The 20861-nt window shown below is 60.9% G+C and carries 21 protein-coding genes and 1 tRNA gene; 9 read left to right on the forward strand and 13 right to left on the reverse strand.

Translation table 11 applies throughout. The annotated features are described in order from the left end of the window. The first annotated feature begins 155 nt into the window (after positions 1 to 155). Positions 156 to 1214, forward strand: a complete 1059-nt coding sequence (locus HU764_RS07540) for an IS110 family RNA-guided transposase (protein WP_186683367.1) — start codon at positions 156 to 158, stop codon at positions 1212 to 1214. Between the two features lie 353 nt (positions 1215 to 1567). On the opposite strand, the gene infA is transcribed toward HU764_RS07540, so the two are convergent. From infA to aat, 3 genes are all read right to left on the reverse strand, one after another. Beyond that, positions 1568 to 1786 (reverse strand): translation initiation factor IF-1, encoded by a 219-nt coding sequence (gene infA, locus HU764_RS07545; protein WP_002553999.1) that lies wholly within the window; start codon positions 1784 to 1786, stop codon positions 1568 to 1570. Positions 1787 to 1888: 102 nt separating this feature from the next. Next, the gene (locus tag HU764_RS07550; RefSeq protein ID WP_027592734.1) at positions 1889 to 2596 is read right to left on the reverse strand and encodes an arginyltransferase; all 708 of its coding nucleotides are present in this window, start codon (positions 2594 to 2596) and stop codon (positions 1889 to 1891) included. A gap of 56 nt (positions 2597 to 2652) precedes the next feature. Next, on the reverse strand, positions 2653 to 3333 hold the full coding sequence (gene aat / locus HU764_RS07555) for a leucyl/phenylalanyl-tRNA--protein transferase (protein ID WP_186681201.1): 681 nt from the start codon (positions 3331 to 3333) through the stop codon (positions 2653 to 2655). Positions 3334 to 3694: 361 nt separating this feature from the next. Between aat and HU764_RS07560 the strand changes: the two genes are divergently transcribed. The 6 genes from HU764_RS07560 (at position 3695) to cysG (ending at position 11245) form a co-directional block, all read left to right on the forward strand. Continuing rightward, positions 3695 to 6148, forward strand: a complete 2454-nt coding sequence (locus HU764_RS07560; protein WP_420876185.1) for a DNA translocase FtsK — start codon at positions 3695 to 3697, stop codon at positions 6146 to 6148. Between the two features lie 61 nt (positions 6149 to 6209). After that, complete coding sequence (gene lolA, locus HU764_RS07565) at positions 6210 to 6833, forward strand: outer membrane lipoprotein periplasmic chaperone LolA (protein ID WP_027592731.1); 624 nt, start codon at positions 6210 to 6212, stop codon at positions 6831 to 6833. 12 nt (positions 6834 to 6845) lie between these two features. Beyond that, positions 6846 to 8171, forward strand: coding sequence for a replication-associated recombination protein A (locus tag HU764_RS07570; protein ID WP_085273001.1), 1326 nt, complete (start codon positions 6846 to 6848; stop codon positions 8169 to 8171). Next, a complete protein-coding gene (gene crcB, locus HU764_RS07575) occupies positions 8168 to 8542 on the forward strand; it encodes a fluoride efflux transporter CrcB (RefSeq protein WP_085273002.1) in 375 nt (124 codons plus the stop codon). The genes HU764_RS07570 and crcB overlap by 4 nt, the downstream gene beginning before the upstream one ends. 30 nt (positions 8543 to 8572) lie before the next feature. Continuing rightward, the gene (serS, locus tag HU764_RS07580; RefSeq protein WP_186681199.1) at positions 8573 to 9853 is read left to right on the forward strand and encodes a serine--tRNA ligase; all 1281 of its coding nucleotides are present in this window, start codon (positions 8573 to 8575) and stop codon (positions 9851 to 9853) included. Further along, the gene (gene cysG, locus HU764_RS07585) at positions 9854 to 11245 is read left to right on the forward strand and encodes a siroheme synthase CysG (protein ID WP_027592727.1); all 1392 of its coding nucleotides are present in this window, start codon (positions 9854 to 9856) and stop codon (positions 11243 to 11245) included. 115 nt (positions 11246 to 11360) lie between these two features. Here cysG and HU764_RS07590 read toward each other — a convergent pair whose 3' ends face one another. From HU764_RS07590 to HU764_RS07625, 8 genes are all read right to left on the reverse strand, one after another. After that, a complete protein-coding gene (locus HU764_RS07590) occupies positions 11361 to 12323 on the reverse strand; it encodes a glutathione S-transferase family protein (RefSeq protein ID WP_186704078.1) in 963 nt (320 codons plus the stop codon). Positions 12324 to 12417: 94 nt separating this feature from the next. Further along, positions 12418 to 13419, reverse strand: a complete 1002-nt coding sequence (locus tag HU764_RS07595; protein WP_186681197.1) for a glycosyl transferase family protein — start codon at positions 13417 to 13419, stop codon at positions 12418 to 12420. After that, positions 13416 to 13751: a TusE/DsrC/DsvC family sulfur relay protein gene (locus HU764_RS07600; RefSeq protein WP_027592724.1), complete on the reverse strand. Its 336-nt coding sequence runs from the start codon at positions 13749 to 13751 to the stop codon at positions 13416 to 13418. Before HU764_RS07600 ends, HU764_RS07595 begins: the two co-directional genes overlap by 4 nt. Further along, positions 13748 to 14044 (reverse strand): sulfurtransferase complex subunit TusB, encoded by a 297-nt coding sequence (gene tusB, locus HU764_RS07605; protein WP_186681195.1) that lies wholly within the window; start codon positions 14042 to 14044, stop codon positions 13748 to 13750. Before tusB ends, HU764_RS07600 begins: the two co-directional genes overlap by 4 nt. Continuing rightward, positions 14044 to 14403: a sulfurtransferase complex subunit TusC gene (tusC, locus tag HU764_RS07610; protein ID WP_099454724.1), complete on the reverse strand. Its 360-nt coding sequence runs from the start codon at positions 14401 to 14403 to the stop codon at positions 14044 to 14046. The genes tusB and tusC overlap by 1 nt, the downstream gene beginning before the upstream one ends. A 1-nt stretch (position 14404) precedes the next feature. Beyond that, positions 14405 to 14797 carry a sulfurtransferase complex subunit TusD gene (gene tusD / locus HU764_RS07615; RefSeq protein WP_099428820.1) on the reverse strand — a complete coding sequence of 131 codons (393 nt, stop codon included), beginning with the start codon at positions 14795 to 14797 and terminating at the stop codon, positions 14405 to 14407. Positions 14798 to 14914: 117 nt separating this feature from the next. After that, on the reverse strand, positions 14915 to 16294 hold the full coding sequence (locus HU764_RS07620) for a nucleobase:cation symporter-2 family protein (RefSeq protein WP_085273009.1): 1380 nt from the start codon (positions 16292 to 16294) through the stop codon (positions 14915 to 14917). Between the two features lie 179 nt (positions 16295 to 16473). After that, entirely contained in the window at positions 16474 to 17145 is a 672-nt protein-coding gene (locus HU764_RS07625) for a Bax inhibitor-1/YccA family protein (RefSeq protein ID WP_003251184.1), read from the reverse strand. Positions 17146 to 17278: 133 nt separating this feature from the next. On the opposite strand from HU764_RS07625, the gene HU764_RS07630 reads away from it, so the two are divergent. Then, a tRNA-Ser gene (locus HU764_RS07630) sits at positions 17279 to 17366 on the forward strand. Positions 17367 to 18097: 731 nt separating this feature from the next. On the opposite strand, the gene HU764_RS07635 is transcribed toward HU764_RS07630, so the two are convergent. Beyond that, positions 18098 to 18886, reverse strand: a complete 789-nt coding sequence (locus HU764_RS07635; RefSeq protein ID WP_099454723.1) for an SDR family NAD(P)-dependent oxidoreductase — start codon at positions 18884 to 18886, stop codon at positions 18098 to 18100. A gap of 267 nt (positions 18887 to 19153) precedes the next feature. Here HU764_RS07635 and HU764_RS07640 point away from each other — a divergent pair, with 267 nt between their 5' ends. Then, on the forward strand, positions 19154 to 19963 hold the full coding sequence (locus HU764_RS07640) for a sugar phosphate isomerase/epimerase family protein (RefSeq protein WP_186704077.1): 810 nt from the start codon (positions 19154 to 19156) through the stop codon (positions 19961 to 19963). An 81-nt stretch (positions 19964 to 20044) separates the two neighbouring features. Here the strand turns inward: HU764_RS07640 and HU764_RS07645 are convergent, their stop codons facing one another. Continuing rightward, entirely contained in the window at positions 20045 to 20839 is a 795-nt protein-coding gene (locus tag HU764_RS07645; protein ID WP_186681190.1) for an IclR family transcriptional regulator, read from the reverse strand. Positions 20840 to 20861: the final 22 nt, after the last annotated feature.

Raw genomic sequence — 20861 nt, forward strand, 5'->3', positions numbered from 1 at the left:
CTGCTCCTACAGGGTGTCACATTCCCAGGTAATCGATGGACTCGCCCCCGCCGAGGCATCACAGTGCCACGGTGGCGTTCAAAGAAGCCAACGGCAGCGAGGGCGAGACCATGAAGAAGCATAGTTCGAAGCACGATCCCCTGTCTTCCACTGATGTGGAGCTTTGCACAACCCTCTGCGTAGACCTGGCCAAACAGGTCTTCCAGTTAGCAGGCGAGGATGCTACCGGGCGGGTGATCTACGAAAATCGCATCAAATCCCGTCAAAATTTCCATGATTTTCTAATCAAGCTGCCAGTGACGGTGACTGTCTTAATGGAGTGCGGTCCTGGTGCTCAAGCCTGGGCCAGACTACTGCAGGCCAAGGGTAATCCGGTTCGGATCCTGCCTGCGCAACGCGTTGCCGAACACCGCAGCGGCGCGAAGAATGACCGTAACGACGCCCATGCCATTTTGCGTGCCGGTCGCGATACCAGTATTGCCTCAATCCCGATCAAGAGCACTACAGCACTGGCTATTCAAGCGCTGCACCGTGTCCGGCGCGGCAACATCAAGCGGCATACAGCGCTGGGTAATCAGATACGTGGCCTGCTGCTAGAGCATGGCGTCTCCATGCCTCAAGGCGATGCGGCGATCAATTCGCATGTGCCACGGGCTCTTGAAGATGCCTCTTTACCTCTGCCCGACTTGTTGCGCGAGTTGCTCGATGAGCTGCTGACTGACTGGCTCTCTCTGGGTGAACGCATTGCGACGCTGAGTAGGCGGCTTGAAGCGACAGCCCAGGAAGATAAGGTCGCACAGCGGTTGATCACCATTCGTGGCGTGGGCCCAATCATTGCCACGGCGATCGTGGCGAAACAGACCGAGCCTAGCCGCTTCGCCAGTGGCCGAATGTATGCCGCCTTCTTCGGTATCGTGCCCGACCAGCACAGCAGCGGAAACAAAATCAGGCTGGGCAGGATGAGCAAGCGAGGTGATGGCTACATACGCAGCCTGATGATCCAGGGGGCGCATGCTGTCTTGAGTCAGCTAAGGCCTGATTCCGATCAGCCAGACGATCACCGCCTTTTACGCTGGCTATCCCGCCTTGGACGCAAGGAGGCGGCGATCAGACTGGCTAATCGAAATCTGCGCATTATCTGGGCCTTGTTGCAGAGCGATCAGGTATATCAGCGCAAACCGAACAGCAACTCGGAGGCTGCTATGAGCCTCTGATCAACCGAGCAATGCCACCGGGGCGCCGAGCGCTCCAACCCCTGCTAGTGAACATTGACCCCTGGTAAGACCGTCGCAGACAGATGCCTCTGCTCCTACAGGCCTGATGAATGGCCTCAATGTAAACGGCACGCTGCGAGCTCACCACGATGTTGGCCAGAAGCAAAAAGCTTCCTCGAATAGGCCTGATACATAGATGCAACCGGGTTCCTAAGTTCAAAAGCAGCTAGACAGTGTGGGCGAGTCCATACATAGGAGCAGCCTTGCGCTGCGAATGCGCTGCAAAGCAGCCCAACCACTCTTGCAGGCACAAAAAAGCCCGGCACTTGGCCGGGCTTTTTCATGGCTTGGGCTTAGCGCGCACGATACGTGATGCGGCCTTTGCTCAGGTCGTAAGGTGTCAGTTCGACGCGGACCTTGTCGCCAGTGAGAATACGGATGTAGTTCTTGCGCATCTTTCCGGAGATGTGCGCGGTTACGACGTGCCCGTTTTCCAACTCCACGCGGAACATGGTGTTGGGCAGGGTGTCGACGACAGTACCTTCCATTTCGAAGCTGTCTTCTTTCGACATGCAGTTGAGCCCTCGGTGTCCAGTGTTGGCCCGACGCATAACCGCACCGGGCAAAAAAGTGGCGTGGATTATGCCGGAAAATAGTATTTCAAGCCAATGCTTTCAGTTGAGGGTGACCCAGCGCTGGTTGATCAGCAGCTCGATGGGGCGATACTGGGTCTTGTAGTTCATCTTCTTGCAGTTCTTGATCCAGTACCCGAGGTAAACCGCCTCCAGGTTCTGCCGAAGGGCTTCGGTGATCTGCCAGAGGATGGCGAAACGGCCCAGGCTCCGGCGCTCTTCATCGGGCTCGTAGAAGGTGTAGACCGCCGACAAGCCGTTGGGCAGCAGGTCGCATACCGCCACCGCCAGCAGGCGCCCTGCCAGGCGGAACTCGTAGAACCAGCAGAAGGGCAGGTCACGTACCAGGAAGGTGGAAAACTGATCACGGCTGGGCGGGTACATGTCGCCGTCGGCGTGGCGTGTCTCGATGTAGCGCCGGTACAGGTCGAAATACTCTTCCTTGAACGCCGGGCGTGCGGCGGTCACGGTCAAGTCGGCGTTGCGCTTGAGAATGCGCCGTTGCTGGCGGTTGGGGATGAAGCGCGCCGCCGGAATGCGTGCTGGCACACAGGCGTTGCAGTTTTGGCAATGGGGGCGGTACAGGTGATCGCCACTGCGCCGAAAACCCATCTCCGACAGGTCGGCGTACACGTTCACGTCCATTGGCTGGCTGGGGTCGAGAAACAGCGTGGTTGCCTGCTCCTCGGGCAGGTAGCTGCAGGAGTGGGGTTGAGTGGCATAAAACTTCAACCGCGCCAACTCTGTCATGATCAACCCCTTCGGTGAGACTTTGCCTTAAGTGTAAGCCAGCTCTGAGAACTCGCCTAGGGAACCCAGGTGGCGCTGTTGGGCTGGTCGAGGTAGCGCGCGAGGTAGTCGGCAAAGTCGGCGCGGCTGATGGCGCGCGCGCCAAGGCTGTGCAGGTGGTTGGTCGGCATCTGGCAGTCGATCAGCACAAAACCGGCCTGGCGCAGGTGTGTGACCAGGGTCACGAAGCCGACCTTGGAGGCATTGTCGGCGCGGCTGAACATCGATTCGCCGAAGAACAGGCGGCCCATGGCCAGGCCGTACAGGCCGCCGATCAGCTCACCGTCCTGGCGCACCTCCACCGAATGGGCGTAGCCGAGCCGGTGCAGCTCGCAGTAGGCCGCGCGCAGGGTGTCGGTGATCCATGTACCGTCGGCGTAGTCACGTGGCGCGGCGCAGGCGGCGATCACGCCGGCGAAGTCGGTGTCGAAACTGACCTGGTAGTGGCCCTGGCGCATGAACTTGGCCAGCGAGCGCGAGACGTGCAGTTCGTCTGGCAGCAGCACGGTGCGAGGGTTGGGTGACCACCAAAGGATCGGCTGGCCGTCCTGGTACCAGGGGAAGCAGCCGTGGCGATAGGCCTGCACCAGGCGCTCGGGGCTCAGGTCGCCGCCGGCGGCGAGCAAGCCGTTGGGTTCGTGCAGGGCCTTTTCCAGGGGCGGAAAGGTCAGCGAGTCGCGGGTCAGCCAGGTAAGCATGGTCTATCGTGCGGTGGGGGAGGGGAGTGGTCAGCATGGCGTGGCTGAAAAGCAGGGTCAATCACTGCGGTTCATTCGCCGTAGCGAAGGCAGCCCTTTAGGCATTTTCCTACACATTCATGAGGCCTCAGGCACCATCCGAGACATTTGCTGTCACACCTGTGCAAAAACACAGCATAAGCCTTTGTCACAAAAGAAAATGCATGCTCAAATTGCAGCTAAGTGAAAGCAGCCCCCTCAAGCCCATGTGCGGCGCGCCGCCATGGCGGCTGGCGGGCAGTAATGTTAAAAGTAGTGGTTCATTGGCCAGACACCGGCCGATCACTATTGGACGCGCAGCACGCGCAGGAATAGACGCGTTTTGAAGAAATCCACCGCAACTCCAGCTCCCTTGCCAGTGCCTATGTGGCGGCAGCAGCTGCACTATCGTCTCAAGGAAGGTGCGTTGATCGCTGTCGGCGCCCTGTGCCTGTACCTGTGGATGGCGCTGCTGACCTACGACACTTCCGACCCTGGCTTCAGCCACACCAGCAACATTGACCAGGTGCAAAACGCCGCCGGGCGAGCAGGGGCCTACTTCGCCGACATCCTGTTCATGGTGCTGGGCTATTTCGCCTACATCTTCCCGCTGCTGCTGGCGATCAAGACCTGGCAGATCTTCCGCGAGCGCCACCAACCCTGGGAATGGAGCGGCTGGCTGTTCTCCTGGCGCCTGATCGGGCTGGTGTTCCTGGTGCTGTCGGGCGCAGCCCTGGCGCATATCCATTTCCACCCGCCGGCCAGCATTCCGTTCTCCGCGGGCGGTGCCCTCGGCGAAAGCCTGGGCGAACTGGCGCGCAGCCTGCTGAACGTGCAGGGCAGCACGTTGATGTTCATTGCCCTGTTCCTGTTTGGCCTGACGGTGTTCACCGACCTGTCCTGGTTCAAAGTGATGGACCTTACCGGCAAGATCACCCTCGACCTGTTCGAGCTGGTGCAAGGCGCCGCCAACCGCTGGTGGGAAGCCCGCAACGAGCGCAAGCGCCTGGAAGCGCAGTTGCGTGAGGTGGATGAGCCGAGTTTCAACACCGCGCCAGCGGCTGCGCAGAAGCGCGAGCCGGTCAAACCTCAGCTGCGTGAGCGTAGCGTCGAGCGCGAAGAGGCGCCCGCCCGGCCTGCCCCACCACGCGAACCCGTGGTGGCGCGCGAGACAGTGGTGCCCCGCGAGCAACCTGCGGCGCCAGTGATCATCCCGCCAGCCCCGGCCAGGGCGCCAGAGCCGAGCAAGCGGGTGATGAAGGAAAAACAGACCCCGCTGTTCGTCGACAGCGCTGTGGAAGGCACGTTGCCGTCGATCTCCATTCTCGATCCGGCCGAGCAGAAAAAGATCGAGTACTCGCCAGAATCCCTGGCCGGTGTTGGCCAGTTGCTGGAAATCAAGCTCAAGGAATTCGGCGTGGAAGTCTCGGTGGACTCCATCCACCCCGGCCCGGTCATTACCCGCTACGAAATCCAGCCCGCGGCAGGGGTCAAGGTCAGCCGTATCGCCAACCTGGCCAAGGACCTGGCGCGCTCGCTGGCGGTGACCAGCGTGCGCGTGGTCGAGGTAATCCCGGGCAAGACCACCGTGGGTATCGAGATCCCTAACGAAAACCGGCAGATGGTGCGCTTCTCTGAAGTGCTGTCGTCACCGCAGTTCGACGAGTCCAAGTCGCCGGTTGCATTGGCCTTGGGCCATGACATCGGTGGCAAACCGGTGATCACCGACCTGGCCAAGATGCCGCACCTGCTGGTGGCCGGTACTACCGGTTCTGGTAAGTCGGTGGGTGTGAACGCGATGATCTTGTCGATTCTGTTCAAGTCCGGCCCGGAAGACGCGCGGCTGATCATGATCGACCCGAAGATGCTCGAACTGTCGATCTACGAAGGCATCCCGCACCTGTTGTGCCCGGTGGTCACCGACATGAAGGACGCCGCCAACGCGCTGCGCTGGAGCGTCGCCGAGATGGAGCGGCGCTACAAGCTGATGGCCGCGATGGGCGTGCGTAACCTGGGCGGCTTCAACCGCAAGATCAAGGACGCTCAGGAGGCCGGCGAGGTCATCCACGACCCGCTGTACCGTCGCGAGAGCATGGACGACGAGCCACCCGCGCTGAAGACCCTGCCGACCATCGTGGTGGTGGTCGACGAATTCGCCGACATGATGATGATCGTCGGCAAGAAGGTCGAAGAACTGATCGCCCGTATCGCTCAGAAAGCGCGGGCCGCCGGTATTCACCTGATCCTCGCCACCCAGCGCCCGTCGGTTGACGTGATCACCGGCCTGATCAAGGCCAACATCCCGACGCGCATGGCGTTCCAGGTGTCGAGCAAGATCGACTCCCGCACCATCATCGACCAGGGTGGCGCCGAGCAGTTGCTCGGTCACGGTGACATGCTGTACATGCCACCCGGCACCAGCCTGCCGATCCGCGTGCACGGTGCGTTCGTTTCCGATGACGAAGTGCACCGCGTGGTGGAAGCCTGGAAGCTGCGTGGCGCGCCGGACTACAACGATGACATCCTCAACGGCGTCGAAGAGGCCGGCAGCGGCTTCGAAGGTGGCGGCGGGGGTGGTGACGGCGACGATTCGGAAAGCGATGCACTGTATGATGAAGCCGTGCAGTTCGTGCTCGAGAGCCGCCGTGCCTCCATTTCGGCTGTGCAGCGCAAGCTGAAGATCGGCTACAACCGTGCCGCACGCATGATCGAGGCAATGGAGATGGCCGGCGTGGTCACCCCGATGAACAGCAACGGCTCGCGGGAAGTGATAGCCCCAGGCGGCCCGCGCGATTGATGAACACCTTGCCGGGCGCCTGCTGGGCGCCTGGCTCATTTACTGTCCTACGAGGATTTCCATGCGCGCGATTCGCATGCTGTTGGTTTCTGCCCTGGCCATGGGCTCTGTGTCGGCCCATGCCGGCGAGTTGGACGTGAAGCGCCTGACCCAGTTGCTGGAAAAGTCGCAGACGATCGATGCCAATTTCTCTCAGCTGACGCTGGGTGCCGACGGCACCAGCCTGCAGGAGACCAAGGGCCAGATGACCGTCAAGCGCCCGGGCCTGTTCTACTGGCACACCGATGCCCCGCAGGAGCAGGTGGTGGTGTCTGATGGCAAGATGGTCACCCTGTGGGATCCGGACCTTGAGCAGGCCACCATCAAGAAGCTTGATGTACGCCTGAACCAGACCCCGGCGCTGCTGCTGTCCGGTGACGTGTCGAAGATCAGCCAGAGCTTCGACATCGCGTCCAAGGAGCAGGGCGAAGTCATGGATTTCACCTTGAAGCCGAAAACCAAGGACACCTTGTTCGACTCCCTGCGCGTGTCGTTCCGCAAGGGCCTGATCAATGACATGCAGCTGATTGACAGTGTCGGCCAGCGGACCAACATCCTGTTCAGTGGGGTGAAGGCCAACCAGGCAGTGCCTGACAGCAAGTTCAAGTTCGATGTCCCGAAAGGCGCGGATATCATCCAGGAGTAACCGGAGCCCGTGATGGACCTGTTTCGAAGCGAACCCGTCGCCCAGCCCCTGGCTGCTCGCCTGCGCCCGTCCAACCTGGACGAGTACGTTGGCCAAGAGCACCTGCTGGCGCGCGGCAAGCCGCTGCGCGAGGCGCTGGAGCAGGGGGCGTTGCACTCGATGATCTTCTGGGGGCCGCCCGGGGTGGGCAAAACCACCCTGGCGCGGCTGCTGGCGCAGTTCTGTGATGCGCACTTCGAAACGGTCTCGGCGGTACTGGCAGGGGTCAAGGAGATCCGCCAGGCGGTCGAGGTGGCCAAGCAGCAGGCGGCCCAGTATGGCCGCCGGACCATCCTGTTCGTCGACGAAGTGCACCGCTTCAACAAGTCGCAGCAGGACGCCTTTTTGCCCTACGTGGAAGACGGCACGCTGATCTTCATTGGCGCCACCACCGAAAACCCGTCCTTCGAGCTGAACAATGCGTTGCTTTCCCGCGCGCGGGTGTATGTGCTCAAGAGCCTGGACGAGCCGGCGCTGCGCAAGCTCGTCGACCGAGCCTTGAGCGAAGAGCGCGGCCTGGGCAAGCACAACCTGCAGGTGGGCGACGAGGCCTTCAAGATGCTCATGGCGGCCGCCGACGGCGATGGCCGGCGCATGCTCAACTTTCTGGAAAACGCCTCGGACCTGGCTGAAGATGGCAGCGAAATTGGCGTCGAGCTGCTGCAAAGCCTGCTCGGTGACAGCCGTCGGCGCTTCGATAAGGGCGGCGAGGCGTTCTATGACCAGATCTCGGCGTTGCACAAATCGGTGCGTGGCTCCAACCCCGATGCCGCGCTGTACTGGTTCGCGCGTATGCTCGACGGGGGGTGCGACCCGCTGTACATCGCCCGCCGCGTGGTGCGCATGGCCAGCGAAGACATCGGCAATGCCGACCCTCGTGCCCTGAGCCTGTGCCTGTCGGCGTGGGACGTGCAAGAGCGCCTGGGCAGCCCCGAGGGTGAGCTGGCCGTGGCCCAGGCCATTACCTACATCGCCTGTGCGCCAAAGAGCAATGCGGTGTACATGGGCTTCAAGACTGCCCTGCGCGAGGCGGCCGAGCATGGTTCGCTGGAAGTGCCGCTGCACCTGCGTAACGCCCCGACCAAGTTGATGAAGCAATTGGGCTACGGCGACGAATACCGCTATGCCCATGACGAGCCCGATGCCTACGCGGCAGGTGAAGACTACTTCCCTGACCAACTCGAGCCTCGCCAGTATTACCAACCCGTGCCCCGCGGCCTGGAGCTGAAAATCGGCGAGAAGCTACGGCACCTGGCCGAGCTGGATCGCAGCAGCCCCCGGCAACGGAGAAAACCATGATTGCACTGATCGCTGCCGTCAGTGCAGGCGGTATCGCGGGTACTTTGCTGCGCTTTGCGACCACCAACTGGGTGGTCGCCCACTGGCCACGGCACTTCTATCTCGGTACGCTGGCCGTCAATCTGATCGGCTGCTTGTTGATCGGCCTGCTGTATGGCCTGTTTTTGCACAAGCCCATGGTGCCGGTCGAGCTGCGCGCGGGCCTGATCGTCGGCTTCCTGGGCGGCTTAACCACGTTTTCCTCCTTTTCGCTCGATACCGTACGCCTCATGGAAAGCGGGCAGATGCCCCTGGCTTTGGGCTATACCGGTATCAGCGTGGTGGGCGGGCTGCTCGCGACTTGGGCCGGCCTGTCCTTGACCCGATTCTGAACCAACACCTACACATAACGAGAGAACGATATGCTCGATTCCAAACTGTTACGCGGCCAACTTCAGGAAGTGGCGGATCGCCTGGCCTCCCGTGGCTTCAGCCTGGATGTCGCGCGCATCGAATCACTGGAAGAGCGCCGCAAGGCCGTGCAGACGCGCACCGAGCAACTGCAGGCGGAGCGTAACGCCCGTTCCAAGTCCATCGGCCAGGCCAAGGCCAAGGGCGAAGATATTGCGCCGCTGATGGCCGACGTCGAGCGCATGGCCAATGAGCTGGCCGCAGGCAAAGTCGAGTTGGACGGCATCCAGGCTGAGCTGGATGGCATCCTGCTGACCATTCCTAACCTGCCGGACGCCAGCGTGCCGGTTGGTGCCAGCGAAGACGACAACGTTGAAGTACGCCGCTGGGGCACCCCTAAAGCCTTCGACTTCGAAATCAAAGACCACGTCGCCCTGGGCGAAATCAGCGGTGGCCTGGACTTCGAAGCGGCAGCCAAGCTGTCTGGCGCCCGCTTTGCCGTGCTGCGTGGCCCGATCGCCCGCCTGCACCGCGCCCTGGCGCAGTTCATGATCAACCTGCACACCGGCGAGCACGGCTACGAAGAGCACTACACCCCGTACCTGGTACAAGCGCCGGCCCTGCAGGGCACCGGCCAGCTGCCGAAGTTCGAGGAAGACCTGTTCAAGATCAGCCGCGAAGGCGAAGCTGACTTCTACCTGATCCCAACCGCCGAGGTTTCGCTGACCAACCTGGTTGCCGGCGAAATCCTCGATGCCAAGCAACTGCCGCTCAAGCTGGTCGCCCACACGCCTTGCTTCCGCAGTGAAGCCGGCGCATCGGGCCGTGACACCCGTGGCATGATCCGCCAGCACCAGTTCGACAAGGTCGAAATGGTCCAGGTAGTCGAGCCATCCAAGTCGATGGAAGCCCTCGAAGGCCTGACCGCCAATGCCGAGCGCGTGCTGCAGTTGTTGGAACTGCCCTACCGGGTACTGGCGCTGTGCACCGGCGACATGGGCTTCGGTGCGGTGAAAACCTACGACCTGGAAGTGTGGGTACCGAGCCAGGACAAGTACCGCGAGATCAGCTCCTGCTCCAACTGCGGTGATTTCCAGGCGCGTCGCATGCAAGCCCGCTGGCGCAACCCGGAAACCGGCAAACCAGAGCTGGTACATACCCTCAACGGTTCTGGCCTGGCAGTCGGCCGCACCCTGGTGGCGGTATTGGAGAACTACCAGCAGGCCGACGGTTCGATCCGTGTGCCTGAGGTGCTCAAGCCGTACATGGGTGGTGTCGAGGTCATCCGCTAAATGGATTACCTGCCACTGTTCCACAAGCTGCAGGGCGGCCGGGTACTGGTCGTCGGCGGCGGTGAAATTGCCTTGCGCAAAGCGCGCCTGCTGGCGGATGCCGGCGCCGCGCTGCGCGTGGTGGCGCCCGAGGTTGACGGCCAACTGGCCGCACTGGCCCGGGAAGGTGGCGGTGAGGTCTTGGTGCGCGGCTATCAGGCGCCCGACCTGGTCGGTTGCCGGCTGGTGATCGCGGCCACTGATGACGCTGGGCTGAACGCCCAGGTATCGGCCGATGCCCAGGCGCTCAACCTGCCGGTCAATGTGGTGGACGCGCCGGCCCTGTGCACGGTGATCTTCCCGGCCATCGTCGACCGCTCGCCGTTGGTGGTGGCAGTCTCCAGTGGGGGTGATGCGCCCGTGCTGGCGCGTTTGATTCGCGCCAAGCTTGAAGCGTGGATCCCTTCGGCCTACGGCGAACTGGCCGGGCTGGCGGCGCGGTTCCGGCACCAGGTCAAACGCCTGTACCCAGACGTCAACCAGCGTCGCGGCTTTTGGGAAAATGTCTTCCAGGGCCCGATTGCCGAGCGTCAGCTGGCCGGGCAGGGTGCCGAGGCCGAACGCCTGTTGCAGGCCATGGTCGACGGCGCGCCGGTGCAGCAGGGCGGTGAGGTGTATCTGGTGGGGGCAGGGCCGGGCGATCCGGACTTGTTGACTTTCCGCGCGTTGCGCCTGATGCAGCAGGCCGATGTGGTGCTGTACGACCGCCTGGTGGCCCCGGCCATCATCGACATGTGCCGGCGTGATGCCGAGCGTATCTACGTCGGCAAGCGCCGCGCTGACCATGCCGTGCCGCAGGACCAGATCAACCGCCTGTTGGTCGACTTGGCCAAGCAGGGCAAGCGCGTGCTGCGGCTCAAGGGTGGCGATCCGTTCATCTTTGGCCGTGGTGGCGAGGAGATCGAACAGCTGGCCGAGCAGGGCATCCCCTTCCAGGTGGTGCCCGGCATTACCGCGGCCAGTGGTTGTTCAGCCTATGGCGGCATCCCGCTGACCCATCGCGACTACGCCCAATCGGTGCGCTTTGTGACCGGGCATCTCAAGGATGGCACCAGCAATTTGCCTTGGGATGACCTGGTGGCACCGGCGCAAACCCTGGTGTTCTACATGGGGTTGGTAGGCTTGCCGACCATTTGCGCCGAACTGATTCGTCATGGGCGTGCGGCCAGTACGCCCGCGGCGCTGGTGCAGCAAGGCACTACGCGCAATCAACGGGTGTTTACGGGCACCCTGGCGGATTTGCCGGCGCTTGTGGCCCAGCATGAAGTGCATGCGCCGACCCTGGTGATTGTGGGGGAAGTGGTGCAGTTGCGTGAGAAGCTGGCGTGGTTTGAAGGTTCGCAACATAGCTGAAACGGGTGGGGCCGTTTGCGGCCCTTCGCAGCACAAGGCTGCTCCTACACAGGCGTGCGCCGGAGCTGTGGGAGCAGCCTTGTGCTGCGAAGGGCTGCAAAGCAGCCCCGCTGTGTCACCGGTTAACCCAGATCCCCTGGCCCACCAACCGCTCCCGATCATGCGCCAGACCAAAGTCCTGCAATGGCCCTTTAGGCACGATCCCATTCGGGTTGATGGTCTTGTGGCTCATGTAGTAATGCTTCTGGATATGCTCCATATCCACCGTCTGCGCCACCCCCGGCCACTGGTACACTTCGCGCAGCCAGTTTGACAGGTTGTGGTAGTCGCTCAGGCGTCGCAGGTTGCACTTGAAGTGCCCGTGGTACACCGCATCAAAGCGCACCAGCGTAGTGAACAGTCGTACATCCGCCTCGGTGAGGTACTCGCCAGCAAGGTAGCGATTGCGGCTCAGCACGTCTTCCAGGTAATCCAGCTCATTGAACACGTCGTCAAACGCGGCCTCGTAGGCCTCTTGCGTGGTGGCGAAGCCTGCGCGGTAGACGCCATTGTTCACTGCGGGGTAGATCCGTTCGTTCAGCGCTTCGATCGCCGGGCGCAAGGGCTCGGGGTAGAGGTCCAGGCGGTTGCCGGTCAGCTCGTTGAAGGCACTGTTGAAGATGCGGATGATCTCGGCCGATTCGTTGTTGACGATACGCTTCTCTTTTTTGTCCCACAGCACCGGCACGGTAACGCGCCCGGTGTAGTGCGGGTCATCCTGGGTGTAGCGTTGGTGCAGGAATTCGAGTGCATCGAGGTGGTCGCCGGTGGAGCCCTGCTGCTGGTCGAAGGTCCAGCCATTCTCTTGCATCAGCCAGCTCACCACCGACACATCGATGAGCGGCGACAGGCCCTTGAGGGCACGGAAAATCAGGGTGCGGTGCGCCCATGGGCAAGCCAGTGACACGTACAGGTGATAACGGCCGGCCTCGGGTGCGGGCAACGCGTTGCGGCGCTGGGCGTTTTCGCGTTTGAAGGCCCCGTCTTTGCCTGTTTCATACCACTGGTCGTGCCAGCGGCCGTCGATCAAAAGGCCCATGTTGAGCTCCTGGAACAAAGTTGTTTGTCGTTGGAGCCCAGTCTAGGGAATATCGTTCGAATAAATAGCGCAAAGACTCGGGGTCTTTAATCGATTAAATCGATGCGTTGCGTTCGCTCCAGTAGCGACGCGCTGTGGCGAAGGCGTCGTCACGGTTCTGCCCCAGCCCGCGCAAGGCCAGGGCCATGGTGGCGACCACGGCCATTTCGCCGTAGCTGTCTTCGGCTTCGTCCTGCCACACGGCGAGCAGTTGCTGCGGCTGCAGGCTCGGTGGTTTGACATGGCGGCGTTCGCTCAGGGCTGGCCACTCTTCATCCCAGGCCTCGCCCGCTGTAGTGCCATAGAGATGGCTGATGACATCGGGATTGACCTCGATCTCGCCGCCATCGCCCTTGATCACCACGGCATGGTCGCCGAGCAGGCGGCTAGCTTCACGGTGCACCGCCTGGTAGCCAGGGTGGAAGATGCTCTGCAGGCCGCAGCGCGCACCCAGCGGGTTCAGTACCCGAGCCAAGGAGTGAATTGGCGAGCGCAGGCCCAAGGTGTTGCGCAGGTCAATCATGCGTTGCAACTGGGGTGCCCAGTCCTGCAGCGGGAAAAACGCCAGCCGCTGCTGGTCGAGCGCGGTGCTGACAGCCGCCCAGTCGCGGCACAGCGGAATCTGCAGCTGTTCGAGCAGTTGTTCAGTGAACATGCGCCCGGCGGTGTGGGCGCCGCCGCCATGCATCAGGATGCGCACCCCGTTGTTGGCCAGGCACTTGGCCGCCAGCAGGTACCAGGGCAGGTGGCGCTTCTTGCCCGCGTACGTGGGCCAGTCCAGGTCCACGGCAATGTGCGGCGCTTGCAAGTGCGCGCGCAGGGCCTCGGTGAAACCGGCCAGTTCATCGGCGCTTTCTTCCTTGTGCCGCAGCAGCATGAGGAAGGCGCCGAGCTGGGTGTCCTCGACTTTGTCTTCCAGCAGCAAGGTCATGGCCGCGCGGGCTTCTTCGCGGGTCAGGCCGCGCGCGCCGCGCTTGCCTTTGCCAAGGATGCGCACGAATTCAGCGAACGGGTGTTCGGCGGGTGTTTCCAGGGTGAGCGGGCGTGGTTCGATCATATGCAGTTGGTCGGCTTGGGCAGGCCCGCCAGCTTGGCGGCAAGTTTGGCAGGAGTGCCGTTGAACAGGCGGTTCAGGTGCGGGCTGTTGCCCTTTTCAGGGCCCAGCTTCAGCGCGGTGTACTTGATCAGCGGGCGTGTGGCCGGCGAAAGCTGGAATTCCTGGTAGAACTGGCGCAGCAGCTCGAGGATTTCCCAGTGGTCAGCGGTCAGCGGGATGCCTTCACGTGTGGCGAGGGCATCGGCGACGGCAGGGGACCAGTCGTGCAGGTCGACCAGGAAGCCGTCCTTGTCCAGGGCAATCGTTTGATCGCCAACGTTCAGCGTACTCATAGCCAGCTGTTGACCTTGTCGTAATGCAGCGACAGCTCGACGAATGCAGCGTAGTCCACAGGCGTGGCCAGGTCGTTGGCAACCGCGCGGGCGTGCAGGTCTTCGTCGAGGGCGAACAAGCGCTGATCGAGCGCGGCGGCTTGCAGCAGCTGCTGGGGCTCGCTGCCGGCGTGCAGTGCATAGACCGCATCACCGCACAGCAGCAGTGCATCGTCGGCACCGAGCAGGCGCAGGCAACTGGCCAGGCGGTCGTCGCCGAAGGGCGAGTGGGCAATTACATGCAGGGTTGTCATCACAGCGTTACCACCTGGTCAAAACGGGCGATCAATGCGGTCAGTGCCGCGTCGTCCAACACCTGCACCGGTAGCGCCAGGGTGTCGGCGGCAAGGCCGCGCTGGCGCAGGCTATGGCTGCAGGCGAAGAGCGCTTCTACGCCGAACATCGGCAAGGCCTGCAGGTTGGCCGCCAGGTTCTTCTGTTGCAAAGTTGAAGGTTGCTGGCCCGGGGCGAGCTGGAACACGCCATCGTCCAGGAACAGCATGCCCAGCGGCAGGTCGAACGCGCCACCGGCCAGTGCGATGTCCAGCGCCTCACGGGCCGATGGGCCGTTCCAGGGTGCCTGGCGGCTGATGATCAACAATGACTTGGCCATTTCAATCGCCTCCGAAGCAGATCAGCCGATCGGCACTCTGCGCCGCCTCGTGCAGTTGGCCGAGCCCGGACAGCTCCCAGGGCTTGGGCAGGTTCGCGGCTGGCCGTTGATAGCGGCTGGCTTCGGCCTCGTCGAGCACGCCACGGCGCAATGCAGCGGCAATGCACACCACCGCGTCCAGCTGGTGGTGGTCGATGAAGGTGCGCCATTGGGCGGCGACATCCAGCTCATCCTGGGGCGTGACCACGTTGGCCGAGGCACTGTGTACCCCGTCCTGATAGAAGAACAACCGGGCAATCTCATGCCCGCCGGCCAGCACCGCCTCGGCAAAGCGCAGGGCGCGGCGCGAGGAGGGCGCATGGGCCGGGGAAAAAACCGCGATAGCGAATTTCATGGACAACTCATGCAAAGGAATGCCGCCATGATAAAGCAAAAAAGCCCAACCCCGCTCATACAAGGACCTCGTGGCCTTGTGCAGAGGGGCTGGGCTTTTCAGCGAGGCGCTGAAGGGTCAGGCGCGCTCTTTGCTCTCTGGCAGGAACCAGTTCAGCACCAGGGCGCAGATACCGCCGGTGGCGACGCCCGACTCCAGCACATTGCGGATTGCCGCCGGCATGTGGGCCAGGAACTCAGGCACTTGGGCCACGCCCAGGCCCAAGGCCAGCGACACAGCAATGATCAGCAGGGCGCGACGGTCCAGCTGCGTGCTGGCCAGGATGTTGATACCCGAGGCCGCTACCGCGCCGAACATCACCATGGCCGCGCCACCCAGTACCGGCTCCGGTACCGCCTGGATCACTCCAGCAACCGTCGGGAACAGGCCCAACAGCACCAGCATCACAGCGATCCAGATGCCGATATGGCGGCTGGCGATGCCGGTCAGCTGAATAACGCCGTTGTTCTGGGCGAAGATTGAGCTGGGGAAGGTGTTGAACAAGCCGGCCAGCAGCGAGTTGGCGCCGTTGACCAGCACGCCGCCTTTGATCCGCTGCATCCACACCGGGCCTTCGACCGGTTGGCGCGAGACCTTGCTGGTGGCGGTAACGTCACCAATGGCTTCCAGCGATGTCACCAGGTAGATCACCAGCATCGGAATGAACAGCGCCCACGAGAAGCTGAGGCCAAAGTGCAGCGGTGTGGGCACCTGGAACAGCGCAGCCTCGTGCATGCCGGTGAAGTCCAGGCGGCCCAGGTAGCCGGCCAGCGCATAGCCCACCGCCAAGGCGATGACGATAGCGCAGCTGCGCATCCATACCACCGGGATGCGGTTGAGAATGACGATGATCGCCAGCACCACGCCCGACAGCAGCAGGTTTTCGCCATTGGCGAAGGTGCCGTTGGCCATCGCGCCAAAGCCGCCGCCCATGCTGATCAGGCCGACCTTGATCAGGGTCAGGCCAATCATCAGCACGACGATGCCGGTCACCAGTGGCGTGATCAGGCGTTTGACGAACGGCAGGATACGCGACACGCCCATCTCCACGAAGGAGCCTGCGATCACCACGCCAAAAATGGCCGCCATTACGCCTTCTACCGGCGTGCCTTGCTTGACCATCAGCGCGCCGCCAGCAATCAACGGCCCGACGAAGTTGAAGCTGGTGCCCTGAACAATCAGCAACCCCGCGCCAAACGGCCCGAAGCGCTTGCACTGGACGAAGGTGGCGATGCCGGAGATCACCAGCGACATGGATACGATCAGGTTGGTGTCCCGCGCCGAAACACCCAATGCCTGACAAATCAGCAGGCCCGGTGTCACGATCGGCACGATGATCGCCAGCAGGTGCTGCAGCGCCGCCAGCAGGCCGATCAGCAGCCGTGGCTTGTCCTCAAGACCCAGCACCAGTTCATTGGCAGGCGCCGATGCGCCTGGGCTGTGTTCGTGTGAGCTCATTGCAGAAAGCCGCCCCGGAAGAAAAAAGGAGCGCATTCTACGGGCTGAAGCGCAATTGGGGTAGGGGCAAGCACGATGGCGGCATGATCGGTGTCTGTTCGCTCAATAAGCTGACTTTTAAGTCAGTCTTTGGCGCACAAAAAAGCCCGCCGAAGCGGGCTTTTTAATGAGGCGCGATATCAGTCGTCGCGGCCCATGATGCCGAACAGCTGCAGGAGGCTGACGAACAGATTGTAGATCGATACATACAGGCTGATGGTCGCCATGATGTAGTTGCGCTCGCCGCCATGGATGATCGCGCTGGTCTGGAACAGAATGCAGACCGACGAGAACAGCACGAAGCCAGCGCTGATCGCCAATTGCAGGCCGCTGATCTGGAAGAAGAAGCTGGCAACCACTGCACCCAGCAGCACGAAGAAGCCTGCCGTGATGAAGCCGCTGAGGAAGCTCATGTCCTTGCGGGTGATCAGCACATAGGCCGACAGGCCACCGAACACCAGTGCGGTCATGGCGAATGCCGAGCTGACCACTTCAGCGCCACCGGCCATGCCCAGGTAACGGTTGAGGATAGGGCCGAGGATGAAGCCCATGAAGCCAGTGAGGGCAAAGGTGGACACCAGGCCCCAGGCCGAATCACGCAGTTTGTTGGTGAGGAAGAACAACCCGTAGAAGCCGATCAGCACCACGAACACGTTCGGGTAGCCGACGCGCATCTGCTGGGCCACAAAGGCCATGACACCGCTGAAGGCGAGGGTGAGTGCCAGCAGGCTGTACGTGTTGCGCAGGACTTTGCTGATCTCCTGCTGCTCGACCTGCTGGCCGTGGTGTACGGCGTAATCCTGTTCGCGCATGGCGAGGCTCCTTGGTAAACCTGTGGTTTCAGACGTTCAGATGCTAGGAGTCTATCAGACGTCCTGCAACCCGCGACACAGAGAGTTTGACAGCGTGTTTCATTACGGTATTATGGCGGCCGCAAAACGAGCTGGAAGCGTGGCCGAGTGGTTTAAGGCAACGGTCTTGAAAACCGTCGATGGGCAACTATCCTAGAGTTCGAATCTCTACGCTTCCGCCATATTCAAAGCCCTGATTATTCAGGGCTTTTTGCGTTTTTGGGGCGTAGAAAAACTACCCATGGGCACTTTATTTCGGAAGCGCTTCCGATACGTCCGTAGTTCTGAGCCCGTCGATTGGCGCCTTCTCGAAGATGTCGCGCAACTGCCTACCTCGGCCCCAACATGCTAGGTCCTTAGCTGCTCGCCTTCGCTTCGAGTTCGCCTCACTTCAGTCAAGCCAAGCTCAGATCGCTGCCTAAGGGTCTCGGCTTAGCTGACTTGTTCAGGAAGAAATAGCTGATTCATTCCTTGCCGGGGTTCTTCCTGCGCTTGCTGGTGCGCTTGTGTCGGTAGTAGGTGACCGTTTCAGCGAGTCGATGAGCTCGTTTTGTAGCTCGCCCTCGGCCTGGCCGATAGCTCAGAGGTGCTGACCCCATCGCCCCTCGTCGGTGGGTTGATGCTTTGTTTGCCGACCACCATCCAGCCCACTGCTGCGCCGCAGATCAGCTGCTTGTAGATATTGTCGCCATCGATGCTAAGTTCGCCTCGCCCGAGTAGGTCGGCGGGCTTGAGTTTTAGGGGAGGGGTTTAAATGGCCAAGGCGCAGGTAGGTGCGAATAGAAGCTCGCGAGGATACAGCTTCGGTCGAAGCCGCACGACACAATGCAAGGTCGCACGGCCCCATTTTAGTGTCTTGTAGAGGGTTTGGATTTAAGTCTTTCTGTATAGGCTCAATCCCCAGCCGTGATAATCATTTGGAGCTTGGTCGACCTGGAATATGGCTAAGGATCGATTTGGAGAATCCGCCATCGACACAGATATCCTGTCCCGTGACATAGCCCGCTAGCGGGCTAATGAGAAATTCGATCACGTTTGCGATGTCTAGCGGTTCGCCGATTCTGGCCAGTGGGATGATCGCTTCTCGTGCTTTCTTGATCTGCGGATCAGCGTACATTTTTTCAGACATGGGTGTATGTGTCATGCCTGGGGACACGATATTGACCCGAATGCCTTCAGGTGCCCACTCCAGGGCGAGAGTTTGCGCCAGCATTGTTAATGCTGCCTTGGTGGGGCTGTAGGCGCCAGAGCCGGCGTGCGGAAGCTGGCCAGACATCGACGAGGTAAAGCACGCTGAGCCTCGGCTTTCGCGAAGATGCGGGTAGCTTGCTTTGGCAAGCAACCAGGCGCCGCGAAGATTGACGGCGAACATGTCGTCCCAATCCTCAATGGACAAATTGCAGATCGCGCCGGGGCTGGCGACGCCGGCATTCGCAACCAGCGTGTCAAGCCCGCCGAATTCGGCCACTGCAGCTGCTACCAGTTGGTCAGGCACTGCAGGATCGCCGAGATCACCAGACAATGATATCGCGACGCCACCCATGGCTATGATTTTTCGAACGATTTCATCCTGGGTTGAGTTTGGGGCTTGCCCACAAACGGCAATTTTCGGCTGCGAGCCCCGGGCAAGCGCAGCCTCCGCGATCCTGAGGCATACCGAAGCACCGATGCCGCTACTACCGCCACTCACCAAAGCTCTCATTTAACAACCCTCACACATAGATTTTGTTGTAGGTGGGAGCCCTAACCTACAAAACCAAGTGTGACTTTGCAACCAAATTGACAATGGAATTCGATTACGTTATGTTTTTTTCATCATCAGGATTTCCTTAGCAGCGCATTGGCTGTCGCCATTTATCTGCATCCATGGTCGCGTCTTGCTGCAAGCGATAGTGGTCAGCCTACAAAATTCATAATATGAATGGCCCGTTTCACTCCGGTGAATACTCAACTGAAAGGATGTTTCGATATGATCATCAGCACGTTTTCTTATCTGTGGTCATCCACGGCAATCGATGCAATTGCGCAGCTCTCTGAGCATGGGCACCGTGTGTTCGAGGTGCCCGTAAGTTCGCCACATTGCTGGCCGGTGGAAATGTCGACTGCAGAGCGTTCTGCTGCAAGCGTGCGTCTACGTCAGTACGATGCCAAGATCAGGTCGCTCAATGCCGGCGGCTATGACGTCAACTTGGCAAGTCCCGCCGCCAACATGCGTCAGAAGAGCATTGATCACATTAAGGCGGTGATTGACCTGGCTGTCGCTTGGGGTACCCAGGAGGTGGTGATATCTCCTGGCACGCGGCGCCCGATGATTTCTCCACCGCTCGAAAAGACTTATGATTGGATGTACGAGAGCCTGGCGGCTCTGACGCCGCTGGCGAAACAGGCTGGTGTGCGCTTGCTGCTAGAAAATACCCCGTATTGCTTCACACCTACGATGCGGGAGTTGGCTGAGGTTGTTGATACTGTCAATGATGATGTCGTCAGAGTCGTTTATGACATCGCCAACGCTGCTTACATAGGTGAGGACCCAGTAGCGAGTTTGCTGGCCTACCAGAGTGCTATCGACTTTGTGCATGTGTCCGACACCGGCACGGATGTGTGGGGGCATGATCCAGTTGGTACCGGAGTGGTAGACTTCATCGGATTGGGTGAAGCCGTTCACGCGACCTGCGGTATTGAAAACTGCGTGCTCGAAATCATCCGCGAAGAAAACGCCTTATATGAACTGAACAAAGGTGTGCAGGATCTGCGTGAGAAGGGGTGGAACATTCGGTAGTTGCCTTTCTATCGCTCGTCGCCCCAGTAGCCCTGAGGCCCGCAATGGGCCCAGGTGCAAGTTAGAGCATTAGCGCGCAGCTTACGAGTCTCCCCCGCTGACAGATGTCCACAGAGACCAGCACTCTCCCACCCTGGTGGCCGAACGTTTCAAGTGTTCAATATGAGCATCCAAGGTTTCCTCGCGCATGCGTGCAATGGGGCCGGCGATGCTAAGAGTTGCCACCGGGGCTGAGTTGCTTGATCGTGAGGGGTCGAATACAGGCACTGCCACGACGCACACGCCCACTTCGCCTTCTTCTCGTACTACCGCATGCCCCTCTTTGCGAATCAGTGCGATGTCATCAAAAATGTCGCGAATCGAAACGCGTGCGTTGGGCCCTGCATATTCTCGGCTATTCTCGATATCCCAGGCGGCGAGAATGCGCATGGCGCGCTCATCACGCATAGTGGAGAGCCATGCTTTGCCTGCCGCAGTGGTATGGGGAATGATTTTTTCGTCTAGGGCGCGGCGGTATTGAAGGCCCCTGTTATTTTTCGTGGCCTGCAATACCCAAGTCAGATGATCCTCTGCAACTTCCGCCAGGCGAACATGCTCGCCGGTTTCGCTGGCTAGTTCGTTGAGCAAAGGTTGCATGATCCTGGCAAACCCAGTTTCAGTGATGTAGTTCACGCCCATGCTGGGGATTTTCAGCGTCAGGCAGTAATGGTCCTGCTCGTCCTGGTAAACGTAGCCTCTTTCCCGCAGGGCGCTCAATATACGGTGAGCCGTGGCCATCGCCACTTGAGTCTGTTCACTGATTTCAGACAGGGCGAGGCCGCCTGGATGGGAAAGGAGCAGTTCCAGAGTATTGAAGTAGCGGCCTATATGTGACAATTTTTAGTCCTTTGTTTCGCGT

Source organism: Pseudomonas kermanshahensis (assembly GCF_014269205.2).
Lineage (GTDB): Bacteria > Pseudomonadota > Gammaproteobacteria > Pseudomonadales > Pseudomonadaceae > Aquipseudomonas > Aquipseudomonas kermanshahensis.